The organism is Acinetobacter courvalinii (assembly GCF_014635545.1).
Taxonomy (GTDB): domain Bacteria; phylum Pseudomonadota; class Gammaproteobacteria; order Pseudomonadales; family Moraxellaceae; genus Acinetobacter; species Acinetobacter courvalinii.
This window is the reverse complement of record NZ_BMDA01000001.1, coordinates 359,538-380,880: the sequence shown is the minus strand read 5'-3', so window position 1 is coordinate 380,880 and position 21,343 is coordinate 359,538. Positions and strand designations below refer to the sequence as shown.

At 39.1% G+C, this 21,343-nt stretch carries 16 protein-coding genes; 7 read left to right on the top strand and 9 right to left on the bottom strand.

Annotation, left to right across the window (positions count from 1 at the left end; all coding sequences use genetic code 11):
• Positions 1–66: 66 nt before the first annotated feature.
• On the top strand, positions 67–990 hold the full coding sequence (locus IEV39_RS01660; RefSeq protein WP_005287676.1) for an alpha/beta hydrolase: 924 nt from the start codon (positions 67–69) through the stop codon (positions 988–990).
• Positions 991–1,555: 565 nt separating this feature from the next.
• On the opposite strand, the gene proA is transcribed toward IEV39_RS01660, so the two are convergent.
• From proA to IEV39_RS01630, 6 genes are all read right to left on the bottom strand, one after another.
• On the bottom strand, positions 1,556–6,712 hold the full coding sequence (gene proA / locus IEV39_RS01655) for an anti-phage protein ProA (protein WP_032883178.1): 5,157 nt from the start codon (positions 6,710–6,712) through the stop codon (positions 1,556–1,558).
• Between the two features lie 174 nt (positions 6,713–6,886).
• Positions 6,887–7,114 carry a helix-turn-helix transcriptional regulator gene (locus IEV39_RS01650; protein ID WP_005287682.1) on the bottom strand — a complete coding sequence of 76 codons (228 nt, stop codon included), beginning with the start codon at positions 7,112–7,114 and terminating at the stop codon, positions 6,887–6,889.
• A gap of 88 nt (positions 7,115–7,202) precedes the next feature.
• Positions 7,203–8,099: a recombination directionality factor gene (locus IEV39_RS01645; protein ID WP_005287686.1), complete on the bottom strand. Its 897-nt coding sequence runs from the start codon at positions 8,097–8,099 to the stop codon at positions 7,203–7,205.
• A 214-nt stretch (positions 8,100–8,313) separates the two neighbouring features.
• Positions 8,314–9,426, bottom strand: coding sequence for a YqaJ viral recombinase family nuclease (locus tag IEV39_RS01640; protein ID WP_005287689.1), 1,113 nt, complete (start codon positions 9,424–9,426; stop codon positions 8,314–8,316).
• A 164-nt stretch (positions 9,427–9,590) separates the two neighbouring features.
• Entirely contained in the window at positions 9,591–10,640 is a 1,050-nt protein-coding gene (locus IEV39_RS01635; RefSeq protein WP_005287691.1) for a DUF932 domain-containing protein, read from the bottom strand.
• A gap of 35 nt (positions 10,641–10,675) precedes the next feature.
• Complete coding sequence (locus IEV39_RS01630) at positions 10,676–10,909, bottom strand: hypothetical protein (protein ID WP_005193976.1); 234 nt, start codon at positions 10,907–10,909, stop codon at positions 10,676–10,678.
• Between the two features lie 510 nt (positions 10,910–11,419).
• Here IEV39_RS01630 and IEV39_RS01625 point away from each other — a divergent pair.
• From IEV39_RS01625 to IEV39_RS01605, 5 genes are all read left to right on the top strand, one after another.
• Entirely contained in the window at positions 11,420–11,560 is a 141-nt protein-coding gene (locus IEV39_RS01625) for a hypothetical protein (protein WP_155757812.1), read from the top strand.
• A gap of 71 nt (positions 11,561–11,631) precedes the next feature.
• Positions 11,632–11,910, top strand: a complete 279-nt coding sequence (locus tag IEV39_RS01620; protein ID WP_005287694.1) for a hypothetical protein — start codon at positions 11,632–11,634, stop codon at positions 11,908–11,910.
• Between the two features lie 9 nt (positions 11,911–11,919).
• Entirely contained in the window at positions 11,920–12,069 is a 150-nt protein-coding gene (locus tag IEV39_RS01615; RefSeq protein WP_005287698.1) for a hypothetical protein, read from the top strand.
• A gap of 51 nt (positions 12,070–12,120) precedes the next feature.
• Complete coding sequence (locus IEV39_RS01610) at positions 12,121–12,546, top strand: hypothetical protein (RefSeq protein WP_005287701.1); 426 nt, start codon at positions 12,121–12,123, stop codon at positions 12,544–12,546.
• Between the two features lie 111 nt (positions 12,547–12,657).
• A complete protein-coding gene (locus tag IEV39_RS01605) occupies positions 12,658–13,179 on the top strand; it encodes a hypothetical protein (protein ID WP_005287704.1) in 522 nt (173 codons plus the stop codon).
• Between the two features lie 54 nt (positions 13,180–13,233).
• On the opposite strand, the gene IEV39_RS01600 is transcribed toward IEV39_RS01605, so the two are convergent.
• The 3 genes from IEV39_RS01600 to IEV39_RS01590 form a co-directional block, all read right to left on the bottom strand.
• Entirely contained in the window at positions 13,234–14,211 is a 978-nt protein-coding gene (locus IEV39_RS01600) for a YagK/YfjJ domain-containing protein (protein ID WP_005287707.1), read from the bottom strand.
• Positions 14,212–14,477: 266 nt separating this feature from the next.
• Entirely contained in the window at positions 14,478–16,841 is a 2,364-nt protein-coding gene (locus tag IEV39_RS01595) for a hypothetical protein (protein WP_005287709.1), read from the bottom strand.
• A gap of 216 nt (positions 16,842–17,057) precedes the next feature.
• The gene (locus tag IEV39_RS01590; RefSeq protein WP_005287712.1) at positions 17,058–18,404 is read right to left on the bottom strand and encodes a tyrosine-type recombinase/integrase; all 1,347 of its coding nucleotides are present in this window, start codon (positions 18,402–18,404) and stop codon (positions 17,058–17,060) included.
• A 232-nt stretch (positions 18,405–18,636) separates the two neighbouring features.
• Here IEV39_RS01590 and mutS point away from each other — a divergent pair, with 232 nt between their 5' ends.
• Positions 18,637–21,294, top strand: a complete 2,658-nt coding sequence (mutS, locus tag IEV39_RS01585; RefSeq protein ID WP_005287715.1) for a DNA mismatch repair protein MutS — start codon at positions 18,637–18,639, stop codon at positions 21,292–21,294.
• Positions 21,295–21,343 lie beyond the last annotated feature (49 nt).

Here is a 21,343-nt window from a genome sequence, read left to right as displayed (position 1 = left end):
TTATCATAATGAATCACTAAAGTTATATTTATCTCATCGACATAATTCCTCTCTTGGAGAAAGATGATGAAAACTGTAATTTTTAAAAATAAAGAAATTGATGTTTCTGCAACCATACGTTTTCCAAAAGATTTTGATGAAAACAAAAAATATGCAGCGATTGTATGCGCCCACCCTATTAGTAGTTGTAAAGAACAAACTGCCGGTGCAATCTATGCTGAAAAACTCACTGAAGCTGGGTTTATTACTTTAGCATTCGATGCATCTTATCAAGGTGCGAGCGGTGGTGAACCTCGATTCCTTGAAGACCCTGCAACACGTGTAGAAGATTTCCGTTGTGCAGCCGACTATTTAACAACGCTTGCTTATGTTGATGAAAACCGTATTGGTGTCTTAGGGGTATGCGGCGGCGGCGGCTATGCTGTTAATGCTTCTATGACCGAACGTCGTTTTAAAGCAGTCGCAACTGTGGTTGCGGCAAATTATGGTCGTTTAATGCGTGAAGGCGACCAGACACCTGAAGCTGCCATTAAAACTTTAGAAGCCATTGCAGCACGGCGTACTGCGGAAGCGCGTGGTGCCGAACCGTTTATTACCCAGTACATTCCAGACTCACAACAAGAGCGTGAGCAAGCTGGCATTCATGATATTGATATTAAAGAAGCTGTAGATTACTACAAAACCCCGCGTGGTCAGGCAGAAGGTTCACCCAATAATCTTCGCTTTACAGGTTTAGCGGCTGCTGTTGGATTCGATGCCTTTCATTTGGCAGATCACTTACTTACCCAGCCCTTACAAATTGTGATTGGTGAAATTCCGGGTGGCTTCGGTTCATATCGTGACGGTTATGAGCTATATAGCAAAGCGGCTTCTAAAGATAAAAACCTCTTTGTAGTCAAAGATGCAAGCCATTATGACTTATACGATCAACCTGAACCTGTTGCTCAAGCTTTAGATAAAATTATTCCCTTTTTTCAGAAGCATCTTTAATCAATCTCTATACAAAAGGAAGTAGCTACGTGTGCTTCCTTTTGTGTTTTAGAATATGCGATACATCTTTTTAAAGAAATCGAACAAGCCCGAATAATATTTTCGGTGAAGGTGGCGTCAATTAAACACAGTTAGCAACATCATGTTTTTATTTAAATTTTATTTTAATACAACTTAAATTTACCCAATCATTATCCTCACCTTTTGAACAGTTCTTGATAGATTAAATTTTTTATTAAATAACATTTACGATAGAGAAATGTATCTAACTCTATCTAGAATTTTTAACTTTTGACTGCTTGACTTTCTAAGGAAACCCTTTGTTTTTAAGTGAGATTTTCGTAGAAAATATAGGATTAAAAAACTTAAAGCCTCCCTGTATATTACCTACTCATGGCTTCTCCTTGCTGGACATAAGTTACATCACATACTAATTGATGTAGTTCTGATCTTCATCCACCTAAATTCTTTAATACTATTCGCAATTTACCTCGCCTCTAGTTTAGCCACTAATTCTAAAAGAATAGAAACAGATAAGATCATTTTTTATCTGTTTCTAAACAATTTAAGCAACATTTCGATTAGTTTTTATCTCTTCTAATACACTTACCAACTTTGTTAAATTTTGCTCTGGATCTAACCACCAATCTACAGTCCAAACTGATAGAATTTCCCAGCCTAGTCCATTTAAAACAGTTGGTCTCAGCTGGTCTCGGTCTCGTGCTGTAGCTGCTCTAGCGTAGTTTTCACCATCCACCATAATACCTGCTATATAACTACCCGAATTCAAATCATCTTTAATAGCTATATCTACACAACTATCGCCCCGTCCTATCCCAAGGTCCACACTCCAACCTTGTTCTTGCAACTTAGTTTGTAGATACTGTATGAATTCTTTTTTCGCCTGCTGTTTACTTTGATCAGCATAATTTAAATGCAATTGACCACTGCGAGTAAAAACAAGGAAGTCTTTCAGATCCCTCACACCTTCGCTATTCGTACGTGCTAAATTAATTTCTTCAGGACTCAAAGCAGAGAAAACATGCAATCCTTGACGGGCACGAGTAATTGCTACATTTAGACGGCGCTGACCACCTTGACGGTTTAACGCACCAAAATTCATTGATAAGCGTCCGTCCTGATCTCTAGCATAAGTAATTGAGAAGATAATAATATCGCGTTCATCCCCTTGTACATTTTCTAAATTCTTAACGAATAAAGGTTCAATGCCTGACTTACTCAATGTCTCTAATTCAGGATGATTTACCAGTTCATTATCTAGTAAATCTTCAATTAGCTTTTGTTGGGTCATATTGAAAGTTACAACACCAAGAGTCAGAGGGTTATCCTGCCCTAACTGTGACTGTAAATGTTGAATGATAAATTCCACTATCGCCTTTGCTTCATTACTATTGGTACGTGTATCACCTTTATCGTATACACCATTAACTACATGTAGTTTTACAGCGGTATCCATAGCAACAGGTGCAGGGAAAGTAAATAAACCACCTTTGTAATATTTCTGATTACTAAACTGAATAAGACTTTCATAACGACTGCGGTAATGCCAGTTCAAGGCCAATTCTGGTAATTGAGCAGCAAGGCATTCATCTAAAATACTTTCTAAGTCTTCAGTTATTTCCTCATCAACCTCTTCTTCAGAATCTCCTTTACCAAAGAAACTTGTTGGCGGCATTTGTTTATTGTCACCCACCACAATTGACTGTTTCCCTCTCGCTAATGCACCAATCGCATCCCATACAGGAATCTGCGATGCTTCATCGAAAATCACTACATCAAATTTTGCTTCAGTATCCAGATATTGAGCAACTGATAACGGACTCATTAATAAACATGGTTTTAACCCAACTAACACATCAGGAATCTGACGCATTAATTCGCGTACAGGAATATGACGGCGCTTCTTACCTAATTCTTTATTGAGAACAGTCCACTGAGCCTTATATATATCTTGCTCACAAAAAATAGCATTCCAACGATGAATAATCTCATGGCTCGCAGCAAGCTGATGATCTCTGTCTTGCTGTGCAAAAGTCTGGATTTTCTGTTCATGTTGTTGACTATTGAACTGATTTAATTCTGGATGTTGACTAAATTGATGAGTAATCCAGTGTCTCGCTAAATTAATATTCAAACGCTTTAAAGCAGCATCCAACTCCAATGGAGTATCTAAGAGTTCAAAGGCCAAGGGTTTTAATCCATGTTGAATTAACTGGCTTTTTATAGCCTGCCAATTTAACCAATGTCTCCAAGATGAACTGTGTTGTTGTAATTGCTGCTGTCTTGTAAGGATTTCATTAAAATTAATTTCTAGATATGGAGTAAGTTGAGCATCATCTTTTAGTGCATGGTCATTCAGCAATTGACTGAATGTATCTTCCACTTGAGCTATGTTTTGTTTTATTTCATCCAAACTATTGTTTTTACTAAATTCCACAGCTTTTAATAAAGTTGCTTGATCAGTAATTTTTGAAGCAACGATTTGCTTAATTTCTTGCCACTGATTATGAGTAGTTTCAAAACTTTCCCACGCACTGTCTTCACTTTGCCAGTAAGGGCCAAGTTTACTCGCCAACTGATTTTCACATTCAGTGAACAGTCTTTGTTGACTTTGGATATGTTGCAGAATTGGTAAGTCATGTGCAACAGCCAAAGCTGTAGGACGTTGAGTTGAGCTTTGATAAGTTTTGAGCAAATTTCTCAACTGAAACTTAGCAAACCATGAGAATGGGAAAATTTTTGACTCTGCTTCACGCCATTTAAAAGCAATTTGACTTAAATCTGCTTCATAAATTTGAGATTGATATTGTCCAATCAACGAAGAACGCTGCTGTCTTAAATCTTGGACTATTTGTTTCGCTTGCGTGATTATTCCTAAATTTAAGTCTTTAACAGCGCTGAGTAATTTTAAATCAGTGTGTTGAACAAGATCAGATAATGCCTTAAAAATAGAAATATCATGTTTAACCTGACTCAAATTTTGCTTTTCATCAAATCCAAAAACCTCTTGCCAAGTAGACACTGAATTTTGCAAACGTTGTATCTGGTCTACAAGTTGATCTTGTAATATTTGATACTGTTCTTGCCATGCCAAGCTCCAAATTGGCTCAGCTATACCCTCAGCAAAACCATTCAATACATCTTTCGCATTTTCGTTGACAAGCTGACGTAAACTTACAGCTTGTGTCACTGTCTCACTCATTAGCTCCCGTTTTTCTGCTGTCAAAGTCGCAATACTGATATCAGGGAAACGTAAATGCGGTGTATCCCGATAACGGAGTTCATCACTCATTGCAGCATATAAACTCCAGCCAATCGTATGTGATGTATGGAGATTTTTTACATGTTGATTCAGTTCATCGCGGGTTTGAATCAGTCTATCTGAAAGCTTCTGCCATTCTGTTGTTTTGGGTTGAGCATTGAGGAAGTAAGGATCATTATTTTTCTGCGCTCTTTCTCTCAGTTGATCAAGTACTTCCATTTTTTGAGATTTTGATGAGTGTAACTGCAAGCACAATTCACTTAAGCCAATTTGTGTCAGACGGCGATAAACAACTTCTAATGCAGCCATCTTTTCAGACACGAATAATACTGATTTACCATCGGCCAAACATTGAGAAATCATATTGGTAATGGTCTGTGACTTACCTGTACCAGGAGGACCTGATAACACAAAAGTACGCCCCAATGCTGCGGACATGACTGCTGCCAGCTGCGAAGAATCAGACGATAATGGCGTAAATAATTGTTGTGGCTTATATTGTTGGTCTAATTGAGCAGGTTGCGGAAATTCATCTTGTTTAATAAAAGGTTCCCGTGGGGATTCAATCAGATGATTTACCACAGATTGATTTTTTAATTGATCCATCCGTGAAGACAAATCAAGCCACATTAAATATTTTGAGAATGAGAACTGACCAATTGCAGCTTCAGCTTTTACCTCCCATCCTGCTATATTTACAATCGCTTTTCGTACAATATGTAAAACTTGATTGACATCAATACCAGAATCATCTGTTGGTAAAGGATTTAAGCCCCCAATATCAAGTTCAAAATCCTGTCTTAATAATTGTAATAAGGTAGAGTTAAAACGTGGTTCATCATCATACATAAATAGACGATAACCTGTTTTAGCTGTCTCACGCGTAATCTGTACAGGAATGAGGAGTAAAGGTGCTTTAAATATACGTTTCGAGCGTTCGGACTCTCTCCATTCAAGAAAACCAACCGCAAGAAATAATGTATTAGCCCCACCTTCCTCTAAAGCAGTACGTGAAGCACGATAGACTTCAATCAAGCGTTTTTCTAATAAAGGTGTATCTAAAGGACTAAATAATAATTTTCTAGAAAGGTTTTCATCAACGTATTGATTAATATGCTGGCTTTCGTTGTCGCGCTGAACATCTTTTAGAGAAATACTATCAACACTTTTAAATAAGAAACCTTCCTGATTTGCTAGCGCATCTTCAAGTTTGCTAAGTGTTAACTCAGAACACTGTAATGGAATGCTGTAACGATTATCTTTAAAATTTAAGAGTTTGTTACGAAGGCTTAAATCCAATAAACGGCGTAACCAACGATCAACACGTGTGGCTTTGTTTTCAAGAGGGTGCTCATTATCGTAAACAGGAATAGATGCCGTCGCCCATTCAATCTCTGTATCATCCAAATGATTTTTCTTTTCCAGATTTGCAGAAATCGGCTTAATACCACGTAAACGGGATTGACGAACATCTATCGCAAGATAAAACTTATTCTGACGAGATTCATCCTTTATATATTGTTTTGCATTTTCTAGCGCAGTTGTAAATTTGCCTTGTTGTGTAAGCAACGTGGTTTCGATAAAGACTATCTCACCTAAATCATAGCGTTTTCTTAAAGCTTGAATATCATCAATGATCAAGTCAACATTTGGCGTCTCATTTAACCAAACACCAAGATACGAATGTCCTTCTTCAATAATAAGTAAAGTATCTAAGCCTATTTGTTCAGCCAAAGCACTTAAAAGAATTGTCGTATCTAAACAACATGCTAACTTTTCTTCAAAAATCTGCTTTGCCAATCGAATTCGTTGCCCCGATTTAACAAAACTTGCTGGATTAACAATATAATGAATATCTTGTTGTAATAAAGATTCCCATAACGCATTCAGCTGAGATAAAACAGAATCTCGATCTCGGTCCTGATAGCCATTTAGTGAACCTAATCCTTTTGTTTTTAAAATCTCACTCGCTTTAACAAGAATTGGACTAAGGGCTGAAGCATTAGGTTGCGAAAAACTTGCCAACAACTCAATTGGCTGGCGTTCTCCGCCCCATGTATCAATGGTCAACACATCAATTTCTATCTGTTGTTCTGCTAGTAGTTCCTCATTTGCACTAAACCAGACTACTTCGATATTCCCTCTAATATTCTCAGGTATCTCTTGTAATAATTTAATATCAAAAGCCACTTTGGGTTTATCAAGAGCTAAGACTTGATTGCCTTCCAAACTCGCAATATTGATGGTGTGTTCTTTGAAATACTCCGGATTAGAGCGAATCACAATTCGAGAACCAGAAATTGTTACAGTTGAAGAGATTAGAACTTGTCGAATAAGGGGTACTGAGTTTTGCTGTAAAACAAAATTCAAAGCTGAAGCACATTCAACTTTTAATGAATACTCATGATTAGGTTGTTGTTTATTATCAATTTCTAACACTATTGGCCCCATATCTATTTTATTAAAGACATACTTAAAAACTAAAGTCACAATATTAAATGATTTATTTCATATTTAAAAATTAAACGAGCAGCACAATTAAATTTCTAGTAATTGTAAAAAAGTATCCATTACTAACATTTTAACCAAAAAAAAGAGAGCCTAGACTCTCTTTTATCTTTGAGCAATTTTAGATTCAATCCAAGCATTGATCTCTGCTGCTAACCATCCAACTCGATTAATGGACAATTTAATCTGCTTAGGAAAAGTGGAATCATAACTTTTATTTTTAGGATTAAGCATATTGTAAATCGTTGCTCTCCCTAATCTTGTTAGATGCATCACTTCTTTAAGATTCAAAATTTGGTTTTTCTGAAAAGTCTGGCCCGTGAACGCATTCATGATGTTTTTCTCCCTATCAGCAATGCGAGCGCAATTTCGCTCAAATAATAGAGCTCGCCGTAAGAAAAAACATTCTGCTTTCATCCGATCAATTCACCGATTGGACTGACTGCTGTAATCCTTTTTGAATGTCCTGAACCTGAGTTAAATCATTAGCTTGGTGATGCTGGTCTGAATTCGCTTCATCCGTATAAAACTCTTCAACAGTATCTAGCCCCTCTTCACCACCCACCTCAAAGCAAGCATTGCCATAACCCTGTCGTGCCACGTGATCTAAAGCCTCCTGATAAAAACCTGCTGTCTTGCTTTGTTCCTCAATCTGCTTGGCAGAAGTAATCGCTTCTTGTAAATTCACTCCATCTCGTAAAGTTAAGTCCACGTAATAGATTGGAGTACGGTAGCTTTGTGTCGTGCTCTTGCCTCGTAAAGTAAGTTGTAAAGGTAAGCATGAAAGTAGATCACCTGAAGCCGCATGGTAATAACGTAATCTTGCTGCCAAAGTCCGGATGCTGTTAAAGCCTGTAGTTCTAAAGATGAATGTACCCAACTCATCAGATTCATCCAGATTGACGTAAAGCCGCCCATAAGGCTTACACTGTCCGCCTTGAGCTAAAGGACATAAATCAGGTGATGGACATGGATGTTGTTCAACTCCGTTTTGTCCAAGTCGCTGACAGGTTTCCCCATTACCAGTACAGATGGGCCGACCTGTTTGTCGGTCAAATAAAGTATATTCAGCACGCAAGTTGAGTTCAGGATCATTAAAGATCATACGGACTGGAATGGTTCTGAGTTTCTGGTTTTGTGCCTTGGCACGTAGTTGCTCATCCAATGGATGTTTCACCCAACCATCTTTGTTTTGGATCTGACTGGTAATGGTAAATTGATCATCCTTTTCAGGGACACGCTTGCCATTTTTCTCGACGATCTTACCAATACTGATACGTCCTAATACGGGCGGCGTGATTGCTAGACCTTTAATCATGTTGTTTTCCTCTGCGGTAATTTTTGACGATTGCCCCTTTGATATGTGTAAGAAGCAAACATTTTTAAATGCATAAATTCTGCGCAGAACAGTCCATTTAGTCGTCAGTAAGTACTTCACGGTACTTGCTGGCGACGGGGGCTGTTTTGCGCTTTTTTGATGAAATGGGATTTGGGGAAGTTCGGAAGGATTTGCTTAGGCTAATTCGGTTGGATTAATAAGCATCTGTATAAATCTGGAAACGACGTGTGCCCTGTTTGTTTTGCGGGAACTGTTGTAGAAACTCTGGATGCTGTTGCAGTAAAGCTTTACTGTCTAAGCTGACCGAATCTTTAGATTTCTTCCAAGTGACTGAACCTGCCTTAAATATGGCTCGTTCTGAATCCTGCATCTTGATTTGAATTTGATGTTTCAACTGATCAAAACTACTCTGGTGTTGCTCCAGCAAATGACGTTGTTTTAGCAATTGCTCAAAGTCTTGATTGGCTACCACATCTTCAGATAAATCCGTTGTACTGAGTGGGATATGCGCTGGATATAAAAGCTGTAAGGCTTTGGCTGCTGATTCAGACGCATCAACATCAGGCGGTACATCCTTCTCTACACACTCCCAGAAGTAACGCTCTGCATCCACAATGTATTTAATCACCGTTTCACTGCGTGTGACCTTAAAGATTCGGGTTTCATGTCCACAGATCAATGCACAGATATGCGCTGCATGTTTGCCCGTGACTGCCAGTTGATGTTGAACCTGGCATAAAACATAAAGCGGCACACCATCTCGCCATAACTTAGAACCGTACTCACCTACAGTTTTACATTCCAATATCTGGACTTCTTCATTACCCACCACGGCATAGTCCAAATTAGCCAACATAAAGTGTTTGTCTTCGTCAGGATGCTGTAGCACTGCATTGACCCGACGAACCTTATGATTGGTATGCATGCTGTAGTATTGCGCCACCAAAGGTTCAAGCTGTTTCCCCCAATATAAAGGTGCATAGCCTGCGCTTTCGTCTTCAATGTTTTGCTGCATACGCCCAGTCTTGATCATCCATAGTTCCAGCATCGACATATAGGGATTAAGCCCACATGCCGTTGCTGCATCACTGCTGCCAATGCCCTGTTTTCTGACCTCCAGCCATTGTTGATAGTTCAGCTTTTTGGTGTTGGCAAGACGTTTTGCTGAAGGTAGTTGACTGGTTTTCTTTGGTGTTTTCTTGGTTCGTGTGCCCACCTCAACCTTATGCTCAGTTTCAATCTTGATGGGATAAGGTTGTAAAGGTGGGTTGTTTAAAGTGTTTTGAATATGAGTATGACTATTCATAATAAATATTCCTGTATCGGTAAAATCTTAAAAGCTGAATTTTGGGCATAAAAAAAGCCACGTCGGGGGTGACGTGGCGAAAAGGGTTTTGCTACTTGAAGTTTGATCTAATCGTTAAATTAAAATAGAGAGCTTAAATAAAACTGAAGAAATAATGGGTCTGTTTAAGCCACCATTCTTAAAGCTTGTTCAAGACCTCGTTGTTTAATCGCTGCACCTGCCCCAAACCAAGCTGAATCGAGTCGGTGATCCGTACTCATTGCTCGGCGTTCATGATCACAGAACTCGGTGATTGAGCAAAGCAAACCATAGGCGGTATCTTTGGCTGAACTGAGTTCTGCCCCTCGTCCATGTCCGTTAAACATGGTCATGACTTTCGACATGGCACGTCCATTCGGTTCAGTTTTATTGTCTGATCTGGATGTCTGAGTTTGCTTGGGCATCGCTGCATTTCGGTAGAACTGAATAATGCTTTCATCCTGTTCTGCCACACTGAGATTGGTATTGTTAAATACTGCATCAAAGTAAGCAGCTGCTTCTTGTTGAGTCACTTTACGTTGGCTCAGTTGTTTCATTTCATACATGTGTTCATCCCATGCACGAACTGAGATACCAAGTTGCTGTTTGACTTTCTCAGCATCGAATCGAGTGCTGTGCGGAACTTTGACGACGCCTGCATTACCTTGCTGACCACGTAAAGCGATTGCCAAGGTGTTATTACATACCACACGGATACTGGTGAATTGTGCTGTTGTTGCCAAGGTTCCATCACACGCGGTTGCCAAGAGAATGTAGCCGTTGCTGACATCCTTACCCTTGAGTGCGGATGTCTGCCCTGTTTTAGCCAATGCCCAGAATTTCTTGCCGCCTTTCAGTACACCTGCGGTTTCCAGTTCGAAGCCCGATTGTTCAGTCAGATCCCGATAGAATTCTAAAATCTCCATCGGCTGGACTTCCTGAAAGCGCTGGCTGACCACCGATAAGGGGGCATGCGTATCTGAACGATATAAAACGCGCTGTTCTTCAAAAGGCATAATGATGCTTTGCCCTCGATGATTCTGTGCCATATAACTGACATCAGAAGATTCAATCTGCCAATCCATCCCTGCCTGCTGTGCCCAAACGTGTAGGGGTTGATTGGGTGTCAGTTGATTGCCCAAGCCATGCCAAGGGGTTTGTCCTGTAAATGCCATTGTTTCAACTATATGTGCCATAAGATATGTCCTTTAATGCTGTTGTTAATTTTTACTCAGTATTTGGCTGTGCTGATATTGGATCTGGTTTGATCTGCCAGCACTAAAATCACCCCACCTAATGCTGCGCCTGCAACCCCACCAATCAGCGGTGAGAAACCCATCGACTTAGCTAAGCTCATGCCTAGCACTGCCAAAGTTGTGGGCGCACTGGCAAGGCTCAGTTGCAAAGGTTGGGCTTCACGGAAACGTGGGTTATAGATTTCTTCCTCGTTATCCAGATACGACATGGTGTTTCTCCAATGTTTGAAATGACTGTTTAAAACGCCGTTGCAGACCTCATTAGGACGCTGCTTGGCGTTACTTCATTTCAGTAATATGTATTTGAAATAATTTGGAATCGTAGAGCTGTTCATTTTTTACTGAGTTGTACAAAACATCAGGACAAATCGAATTGACCTATCAAATCGTTATGATTATGATGGACTTGCTGACCCTCATGGTCAGTCGGTTTTAGCAGACCGATCAGCCGAAGCACACTAAAAAGTCTAACTTTTTGGTGGGTATCCCTGCGTGCCCCCTCTGCGGCGGAACGGGAGGGGGACACCTTCGGGTGTGCTGATCCCTTTGGCTATCAGTCTGCTAACCCCTTTTCGTTTCGCCACCATTATTTAGCAGTGATGTGGTGAAACTTCTTTATAGCCAAAGGAGTCAATCATGACTGTTTCTTTTTTAGCATTTAGCTTTATTCCAATTTCATCTCGTCTATTCAAGTCATACAGCATTGCTTTGCTTCGGCTGTGAAGATTTTTGCACGTCTGATTTTAATTATTGGTGTTGTGATCTGGCTTGGCCCTGCTTTTCTAGGTTTTATGGCCTTAGTGATCCTGTTCTATATATTGATGGCATTGGCGGGTTGGAATAAACAACCACCGCAATAAACCAGTCAATCCGTATTTACACCTATTTTAATGTCAGGCATCGATCATCCTCTTTAATGACGAGAATCATCATGTCTCTTTTTTATCGTCTGCCCTTTATGGGTGTTGTATTGCTGACGGCTGTTGCTATGACAGGTTGTGAAAGCAAATCCAAACGTGACTTTAATGCTGGCTGTCAATCTGGTGGCACAGATCGTTCCACCTGTTCCTGTGTCTATGACAAGTTGGAAGCACATTATTCACCTGAAGTAATGGAAAAGCTTGGTCAACAGAATGTGAGCCAACTCGATCTACCACGAGACTTTACTGAGCAAATGCTTCGTGCTGCTCAAGCCTGTCAGTCACGCTAGGAGTACAGCATGCAAATCAAACATTATCTGATCGGGATTTATATCTTGATTGCCCTGCTGTTCTCAGCCTACTTAAAAGGTTGCAGTGCCACAGCAGATCGTAGTTATGCCTATAACCTGGGTAAAGCCATTGTCTGGCCGATCTCAATGTTCAATTAACCGTAATAAAGCAATAACCGATTCAACAACAATAATCAGGATTCTTTGTTTATGAACAAACATATCAACCGTTTTTTACAAGGTGGGACACTCATCATCGGACTACTCGGCGCAACACTGAGTCATGCGGATGTGGGGAGTATGAGCAAAATCTACACCAACCCTCAATCAGCACCAAAGGTAAAGCGATGTAAAGGCAATATTCAATGCAATGCCTTCTATGCCTTGGCAAAGGATTGGCAATCCATCCCTAACAATTTCAAGCTGGATGGCATCAATGTTAAAGCTTATGCCAAAGATGGCGATGGCTATGGACTCTGGAAAGGTTTCACACTGAATTCTAATCGTGCCATTGCCTTAGCAAATGCAGGTGATGCCGTTTTTTTCAAAGGTGGTGATAGCTCTAAGGCAGATGAGCGTATTTATGCACAAGGCATGGCTGTTTTACTCTATCTCGAGAATAAGTCAGCCCGATAAAGGTCAATCCCATTACGCTTAAACTTCTGCTCTTCGATCCAGCATCTTGATCAGCGCAAAATATCAAAGTTCCTTTGGATTAAAGAGCAGAAAACTTTTTAGGAGGTTGTCATGCCGAACATGAAGCCCTTTTTACTTTCAGCTGTATTGATGTCCTTATTGAATGGATGTAGCCCTTCGCATAAAGCGGAACAAGCTAAATCAGCTCAACAAGAACAAACCGACATTGATCCAGAAACCAAACGTATCCTTGAGACTGATCTGAGTGAATTAGAGGTCAGTGTGCCTCAAGCAGAAACCAGTGATCAGGAATATGCTGATCCTGCTCTTGAACCGATTGCAGAGAATCGACCAGTACAGGAAGAATTTGACATTAAGGTCTATCGTGCTGAATCCCAAGGCTCAATGACTGGCTATATCGATAAGATCGATGTCATCTCACTCAATGATGCGCCTACAACCATCACAGGCATTCAAGTCAATCGAGGTAATTGTGGGATAACCAGAATGTACGACTATAGCAACATGCGTTATGGATCAGTTGCGCTCGCCTATCCACGCTGTAAAGCTGAATATATTCGTGAGGTCAGTATCAGTACTGCCAGTGGTACTTACGCTTATCGCATTCAGTAAAGTAATACATAAGATGTGTAATCCTGTCTTGAATTACACATCCTCTCCCTAAACCTACAGGAACATCTCTGAGCCTATGTCAGAAACTGTACTGTTTCTACGCCAGTCTACCTCAAACAAACCTCTACCAAAGGTTCGCATCGCTTTTATCTGGGCCCTTAAATGCTGCCCATCCTTTTCAGGATTTACTAGATACATTGCAGCATTGAGTGCATTTAGCACTTGTTGAGGATTATCACGATGTATCATACCTATTCCCAATACTCCCTTTTGCTCTAGTCGATTTTTATATTCAGGTGTATTCGAAGTAAAGAAATATCCTTGGTCGTCCGTAATCTCTTTCCAGCATTCACCAACCATCGAAGCTAAACCAAAGTCATTCTGATGTTTATGTCCATCGTAGATCAACAACAAATGGCAGTGGTATCCCTTTTTCTCACCTTGCTCAATCGCCCATGCATAACCTTGTAAGTCTTTAAAACAAGTACTCTGATCGTGCACTCGCTTTAATAGTTTATGCAAATAAAAATTGAACAGTTCAATATCAACAGTAGACTGATGCTCATACTGTATCCCTAAATCAACACGTACAAATAGCAATCTAGAATAGTGCCGCGTCAACTTGGTCAGGTACTCAAATAAGCTTTTCCTATTACGTTTTTCTTGTCGCTGGAAAAACTTTAGATCGATCTCAATGTCGTTCTGATTTTCGATAATATAATCTTTATAACAACCAATTTCTGAAGAATAAGATCCACCGTCTATATGACAAGAATCGTAAAGCTCAAAAAAGGATGGCAACTGACCATTCTGTAACACACGTAATTCATTAGCGATGAATTTAAATGTTTCTACACTCTCGCAATACTCTAAATCTGGATCAAATATCATTTCGAATAGAGGAACTAATTCAAGCAAACGTTGAGTGAATTCCTGATTACTCATTTGTGGTGTATACAATACACGTTGTATAAATTGTTCAATACCAATAAGTATTTCAGACTCGTTTACATAAACGGTTGAAGTGTTCATATGAAATTATCCTTGGGATATAAAGTTCATATGACTAGAGCTATAAATATCTTTTTACATACATAGCTCTTTCTCCTTACAGCTCTTTTCAACTAACCTATACTCATAACTATTATTAAGATTATGTTTTATATAGATTAAGTATATTATTCATTACATTAAAAACCCACTAAGCCAAAATCAAATTTGCTCGACAAAGTCGGACACTTGCAATTGCAAACCTTCCGATAAGAAGGAGAAATAACTTAAATTAAGCTAAGCGAGAGTTACGTCTCTTTGTCATCATTTTTATTTAGACCTTTATCCTTCACCGCTCTTTGTCTTTTCTTTGGCAAACTACCTTTAATCAAAGCCTTCGGAATATTCTTTTCTGGCTTTTCTTCGAAGGTACAATCAACAATTAACTCATGAATAATTTCCTTAAGAAATGTTTTTTGTCTAGGCTTATTATCACTCTCTAAAAGTACAGATGGTTGTGAATAGATTTCGATTGATGCTGACTTTGCCTTCTTCTGCTCTAAGATAAGGGTAGAGTTATCAGTTTTTGCCCAGAGAGTCTTAGATTTATAATTTTTATCAAGACAAGTGGACCAGTTTTTATAAATCCAATCAAATATCTGCTGATCAGTTTGATCAAATGATCTTTTATCAAGAAAAAATACTAATTCGGCATAAGGTTCAGACTCTGAATTTTCACGCCAAAAACCAATATACCCCGTCATCCAATATAGAGGTTTAGCACGTTTTGCCCCATGAAAAAACTTTGTTAGTAGCTTTGAAAACTCCCCTTGCGTAATAACTGCATCCATAAAATTAAGATGTAATTTAACATGATAAATCTTCACATCCTGCTTAAATAGCTGCTTTACATATGGTGTAATTGCTTCATACCTTTTTTTATACTTCTGTGATTGGTACATCCGATAGTCAGCAATTGACCTATTACCCAATTGCTCTATAGGAATATTTAAGAAATTCCTTAACTCAACTATATGATTATTTACATCAATTAGATTTTTTAAAACCAAATTATCAAGAGAAGCTAGTGCTTTAAAATTATGAATTAACTCAAAATTTATTTTTTTTCTAAAAAGGTGATGATATGGACAACTTTGATTAGATTGTAAGTAATGATCTGCAAGTGAAAAAAATTGCCGCCCAATACGTGTCATGGTTTTTTCTATCATCTGGATTCCTCGTTTCGACATACCTACTTGATCTTGTTTTAATTCGAAAGCATTGAACGTTGATGCCAAAATCGTTTCTATGAAAATTTCAATATAATTTAGACTTTTTGATAAGACTTCTTGCTTTTCTCGATTGTAACATTGAGACAATTGGATTCTTGCATTTGCATCTTTGGATAAATGACTAGTTATCCAAGTACTTTTCTCATCCACATGGATGGATTTTTGCATCTGACAAAAACTTTTCATTTTCTTATTAGCTGCCGCTATTTCTTTTACAATGGCTTCACCTTGTCTATATGATCTTGAGGTTTCCATCTCAAATGGAACTTGAAATTCTGGCCAAAGATACCGATCACTCATAAAGTAATAATTCAATACCCAATCTTGAAATGCCTTAATTTGATCCTTGTTATTTTTTTTCACACAACCAACAGCAAGCTTCGAGTAGAATTTATTTAGTACATTGTTCCAATTTCTAACCTCAAAGTTTTTCAAGTTGGGAAAAAGTACGGCAAGCTTTTCCTTTAACAATGTAATGATTTGCTGCTCATTAAATTTGGGCGTGTATTTAAAGTAGAGAATACAGTGTAAATTTATGCCTAAGCGAAGATCCCTCTCAGCCTTAGTATACCCATATAAGCATTCTGGCAACTCTTCAAGCATCTTCCGTATAGCAATTACAATTGGTCCATTGCCCCACCAAAAGTTCTCTTCTGATATTCTATGATGGGTTGTAAAGTAATTAATTAATCTTATATCAAGAACTAAAACAAAAAGACTCGAATGCTGTTCTAATAATGCATTAAGTCTAATGGTTTCTTTATGAATTAATTGATTTTGTAGATTTAAAGCTTTGTTGTCTTCTATAAACCACTTTTCACTTTGATCGCGTACTTGTGCAATAAGTTTTTTAATTTGCTCTAAAGGGAAACTTTCAATCGTCCAAACCTTATGACCATCTTTAAAACCAGGATAAATGAGTGCCTGACTCTTATATTTAACTTCTATCTGTTTGGTTTGGTTCGGATTCAATGGCCCATAAATTGAATTCTGGCTACTAAATTTGTTACGTATCTCATTACTCAATCCCAAATCTAAATGTTTATAAATTTTTAACAGTCCTTGAAAATTAATATTTCTCGAAATAATTGGATTGTCACATAGTTTTTCTGAAAAGCGATAAGAGTCTAGAGCCTCACAAACCTCAACAATTTTATTCAAATTTCTCGGTTCAGAAAATAATACATCCAGTTGATTTTCCTCCCAGATACCTTCCCGAACTTCCCGAATAAGCTGTGCAGTTTTTTGCAAAATATCGACATGTTCTTTGAACAATAAATGTACTTTTCTAAAAGCTAAATTCCCGCTCAATGATCCAGCTACCCTGTGTTTAAATATAAACAAAAACTTTTCATTCAAATTTATATAATTTTTATTCACTTCTACTCCGAATAATCTATTATTTTAAAGGCATACAGAACAAATATAAGTCTTTAATTAAATCTATTAATAACAGTCAATATACTAATAAAACACACAATAAAAATGGCAAAAAGCACAAATATAAAAGCACAAAAAAAAGACAAAAGCTATATGCTCTTGTCCAATTTTACTAAGGTTGTTTCTCTGTCAATTCAGCAAATCGTTCTTTTCACTTTAAGTTGTAATTTCATCCAAATAATCTGCCCACTTTTGTAGCCATTCAGCACATTCACTTTCATAAGTGTGTAAGTTATAGGTACCTTCTATTCCCTTTTTTGAATGGCCTAATACAGCTTCAGCAATATCTGCCGGGCACCCCAATCTAGATAAATTTGTTCTTAATGTTCGTCTCAAATCATGTGGATTCCAATCTTCCATATCCTTTGGCCAAAGTTGATGAGGCTGAAAATTATGGTTCTTCGCCCGACCCTCTCCTTTCAAAAGCCATTTAACTTCCGTTAATGTTTTTTGGGCTATTGGCTTTCCTGTACGAAATGAAGGAAATAAATAAAGACTATTTAAACTTGGCAAAGCATTTAAGTGGTTTAAACATTGCTTGGAGAGTTGAACAAAACGCTCACTACCATTTTTAGTGGCTTTTAAATGCCAAGTTGCCTTATTCAAATCAATATCCTTCCATTCGGCAGAACAAATTTCACCTGTCCGTGCTCCTGTCCAAAGCGAAATCATCAAGATACTTTTATGATGTGTGGAAAAACCTGATTCAGGTAGCCAAGAAAGAACGTGTCTTAATTCAGAATCAGAAAGTACTCGAGTACGTTTATTGGAAGTAAGTTTTATCCTCGTTTGCTTTAAACTCGATTTTGCAAGTAACGCTGGATTTGCAAAGCTTTCCGAAAAGTAATCCAGACCAATAGCATAATCATAAGCCGCTATTAATTCAGACAATACGCGTCCAGCTTGAACCTGAGCACCACGATCTATAATTTTTTTAATTAACTCAACAATATCTTTTCTTACAATATTATCAGCTTGTTTATGTCCAAGTTCTTTAACAGCATCTACATATAACGTTCGTCTTGCCTCTTGCTGCCCTTTTAGACTTCTTGATCCATCTACTATCTTTTTCACTCCAGTTCTCTGGTCGACAATAACTCGATCTTCAATAACTTCTGTTAAGTAAAGATCTACCACATCTTTTAAGGTCAAGGTTTTAGGTGCCAGAGACTCTTCTTTTTTTTGTTTGTTTAGAGCTTTTTCACCCTTTCGTTCTGAAATAGGACAAACGCCTTGGGAGCGCAACAATTTTAGTTTCTGTAGCTCTATACGGGCTTCGGCTAAAGACATGTTCGGATAATTACCTAAAGTAATTTTCTTTATGGAGTTATCTATAGGACTTCTATAACGATATATAAAACTTTTAAGTCCAGTTTTCCCACAAACAACTCTTAAGCCTGTGTATTCACCAATATCACTTTTAACTGCATCACCAAACTTCATTTTATCTATAGCGCGAGCGGATAGAGCAACTTTCTTTTTGTTGTTTATTTCTTCACTCATATTCGTATACCTTTTTGTGAATCAGCATTGATTTGTTAAGATGACAGGCGTGTGAATTCCAAGAGACCTCACACACACTGTTGACTCAATTTTGACATAAAAAAAGGTACACCAAAAGGTACACTTTTTTCTTAGATTAGGTCAGATTTGCACAGATGTTGTTAGAATTGGTTAGACAGCCAAACTTTCAAAACAAACATATTTATTGTTTAAATTTAAGGATTTAACATACATGAATAGCACAGAAATAATGGCTGACTTATCTTCACATACACCTATGATGCAGCAGTACCTCAAAGTCAAAACCGACTATCAACATGCTTTGCTGTTCTATCGTATGGGAGATTTCTACGAGCTTTTCTTTGAAGATGCTCACTTGGCCGCCAAACTGTTAGGAATTACCTTAACTCATCGTGGTAAGGCCAGCGGACAACCGATTCCGATGGCGGGGGTTCCGTATCATTCAGCGGAAGGTTATCTAGCACGTTTAGTCAAAGCTGGCCGTACAGTTGCGATCTGTGAGCAAGTCGGTGAGGTCACAGGTAAAGGTCCAGTGGAACGTAAAGTCGTCCGTATTTTGACGCCTGGAACCTTGACCGATGATGCCCTGCTGGGCAGTTATCAATCTTCAAATCTGGTGGCGCTGTGTATTCAGCAAAATCAGATCGGTCTGGCTTTACTTGATCTGAGTGCTGGTATTTTTAAAGTCCAGCAGCAGGACTATAAGCCAGAGCAACTGGCAATTGAACTGGCACGTTTGATGCCGAGCGAAATCCTGATTGATGAGGATCTGATTGACCAAAATATTATTGAACAGATCAAGAAAAATCTGGACTGCCCGATTGCCAAACGTCCAAATGTCGACTTCAATTTAAATAATGCGCATAAGACTTTATGTGACCAATTTTCAGTGTCGACCTTATCTGGATTTGGTCTTGATCCATTCCCGCTTGCCAGAGCTGCCGCTGCAGCCCTGATTCACTACGCAAAAGAAACCCAAAAAACCGCGTTACCGCATATCCGCTCCATCCAGATTGAGCAAAGTACTGACTTTATTGCACTTGATCCGATTACGCGCCGCAATTTAGAGATCATTGAACCGTTATTTGAACATGGCACTTCACTGTTTCAGCTCATCAATGATTGCCAAACCGCAATGGGTGGACGTTTGCTGAGCCGAACCTTGATGCAACCGATCCGTGACACAGCCATATTGGATGCACGTCTTGATGCGACTGAACAGTTATTAAAAGGCTTTCATGAAGCCCCTGTTCGGCTGGTGCTGAAAGAAATTGGTGATATTGAACGTGTGCTCAGCCGGGTTGCTTTAGGCAGTGCTCGTCCCCGTGATCTGGTACAACTCCGTCATGCCTGTGCACAGATTCCGTTCTTGCGTCATGCCTTGGCGCCTGTATTAAAAACCCAGCAATCTAAATTACTTACACAGCTTGACCAAGAGCTGGGTGATTTTAAGAGTCTACATCAGCACTTAATGGCTGCGATTGTTGAAAATCCACCAGTGCTATTACGTGACGGCAATGTCATTGCTGAAGGTTATGATGAAGAACTGGATGAACTCCGTAAAATTCGTGATCATGCAGGTCAGTTCCTGATTGATTTAGAAATTAAAGAACGTGAACGTACCGGCATCAATACCCTGAAAATCGGCTATAACCGGGTCAGCGGCTATTATATCGAATTGACACGTGCACAAGCTGAACAGGCCCCTGCCGATTATATCCGTCGTCAAACCCTGAAAAATGCGGAACGTTACATCACACCAGAACTGAAAGGCTTTGAAGATAAAGTGCTTTCAAGTGAGTCGCGCGCCCTCGCCCGTGAAAAGCTTTTATTTGAATCATTGCTTGATGAATTACGTCAGAATATTGCACATTTGCAAATGATGAGTGCCGCGATTGCACATATCGATGTATTGGCAAACTTTGCCCATCAAGCCAGATTAAACAGTTGGGCAAGACCAGAATTTACCGCTGAAACCTGCATCAAGATTCAGGCTGGTCGCCATCCTGTGGTCGAAGCATTAAATAAAGCCCCGTTTACACCGAATGATACTTTCCTTGATCCCCAGCATCGTATGGCAATCATTACCGGTCCAAACATGGGCGGTAAATCGACCTTTATGCGTCAGACAGCCTTGATTAGCCTGCTTGCTTACTGTGGCAGTTTCGTTCCGGCCAAAGCTGCAAAGCTGGGTTCGATTGACCGTATCTTTACCCGTATCGGTTCAGCAGATGATTTATCGACAGGTAAATCGACCTTTATGGTTGAAATGACCGAAACCTCACAGATCCTGCATCATGCCACCAGCCAGTCTTTAGTGCTGATGGACGAGGTCGGTCGTGGAACCAGTACCTATGATGGCCTTTCTCTGGCTTGGGCCTGTGTGGTTGATTTAACCAAACGGGTTAAATGCTTATGCCTATTTGCCACTCACTATTTTGAGTTGACTGAGTTAGGTGGTGAAGCAGGCATTGACAATTACCATGTCACCGCACAGGAACTAAATGGCAATCTGATTTTGCTACATAAAGTCCAGCATGGCCCAGCCAGCCAAAGTCATGGTTTACAGGTTGCGAAACTGGCCGGGATTCCTGCAAGCGTAATCAAGGAAGCCCAGAAACGTTTAAAAATTCTGGAAAAGCAACAGCATCAGCATTTGCCTAGTAGCGTTCAGAATGACTTATTCAGTTCTGTTGAGCATGAAATCGAAACGCAGGTGATTGAGAAAATTGTTGAGGTTGAAGCAAAATCACCGGCCTTAGAGTTGTTACAAAATATTGATGTAGATGACCTGACACCACGTCAGGCACTGGAACAGCTTTATCAACTCAAAGCCTTATTCAAGACCAGTCAGACACTTGAAAGTTAACTGTGCCCAAATCAGCTCTGGAATTTATACTAGAGCTGATTTACACAGA

Bases quoted from the DNA above. Each gene is read 5' to 3' on its own strand.
- IEV39_RS01635 (WP_005287691.1), bottom strand. From the start codon at position 10,640: ATGGCACATATAGTTGAAACAATGGCATTTACAGGACAAACCCCTTGG.
- IEV39_RS01605 (WP_005287704.1), top strand. From the start codon at position 12,658: ATGCCGAACATGAAGCCCTTTTTACTTTCAGCTGTATTGATGTCCTTA.
- IEV39_RS01620 (WP_005287694.1), top strand. From the start codon at position 11,632: ATGTCTCTTTTTTATCGTCTGCCCTTTATGGGTGTTGTATTGCTGACG.
- IEV39_RS01600 (WP_005287707.1), bottom strand. From the start codon at position 14,211: ATGAACACTTCAACCGTTTATGTAAACGAGTCTGAAATACTTATTGGT.
- IEV39_RS01590 (WP_005287712.1), bottom strand. From the start codon at position 18,404: ATGAGTGAAGAAATAAACAACAAAAAGAAAGTTGCTCTATCCGCTCGC.
- IEV39_RS01650 (WP_005287682.1), bottom strand. From the start codon at position 7,114: ATGAATGCGTTCACGGGCCAGACTTTTCAGAAAAACCAAATTTTGAAT.
- IEV39_RS01615 (WP_005287698.1), top strand. From the start codon at position 11,920: ATGCAAATCAAACATTATCTGATCGGGATTTATATCTTGATTGCCCTG.
- IEV39_RS01660 (WP_005287676.1), top strand. From the start codon at position 67: ATGAAAACTGTAATTTTTAAAAATAAAGAAATTGATGTTTCTGCAACC.
- IEV39_RS01630 (WP_005193976.1), bottom strand. From the start codon at position 10,909: ATGTCGTATCTGGATAACGAGGAAGAAATCTATAACCCACGTTTCCGT.
- IEV39_RS01645 (WP_005287686.1), bottom strand. From the start codon at position 8,099: ATGATTAAAGGTCTAGCAATCACGCCGCCCGTATTAGGACGTATCAGT.
- IEV39_RS01640 (WP_005287689.1), bottom strand. From the start codon at position 9,426: ATGAATAGTCATACTCATATTCAAAACACTTTAAACAACCCACCTTTA.
- IEV39_RS01610 (WP_005287701.1), top strand. From the start codon at position 12,121: ATGAACAAACATATCAACCGTTTTTTACAAGGTGGGACACTCATCATC.
- mutS (WP_005287715.1), top strand. From the start codon at position 18,637: ATGAATAGCACAGAAATAATGGCTGACTTATCTTCACATACACCTATG.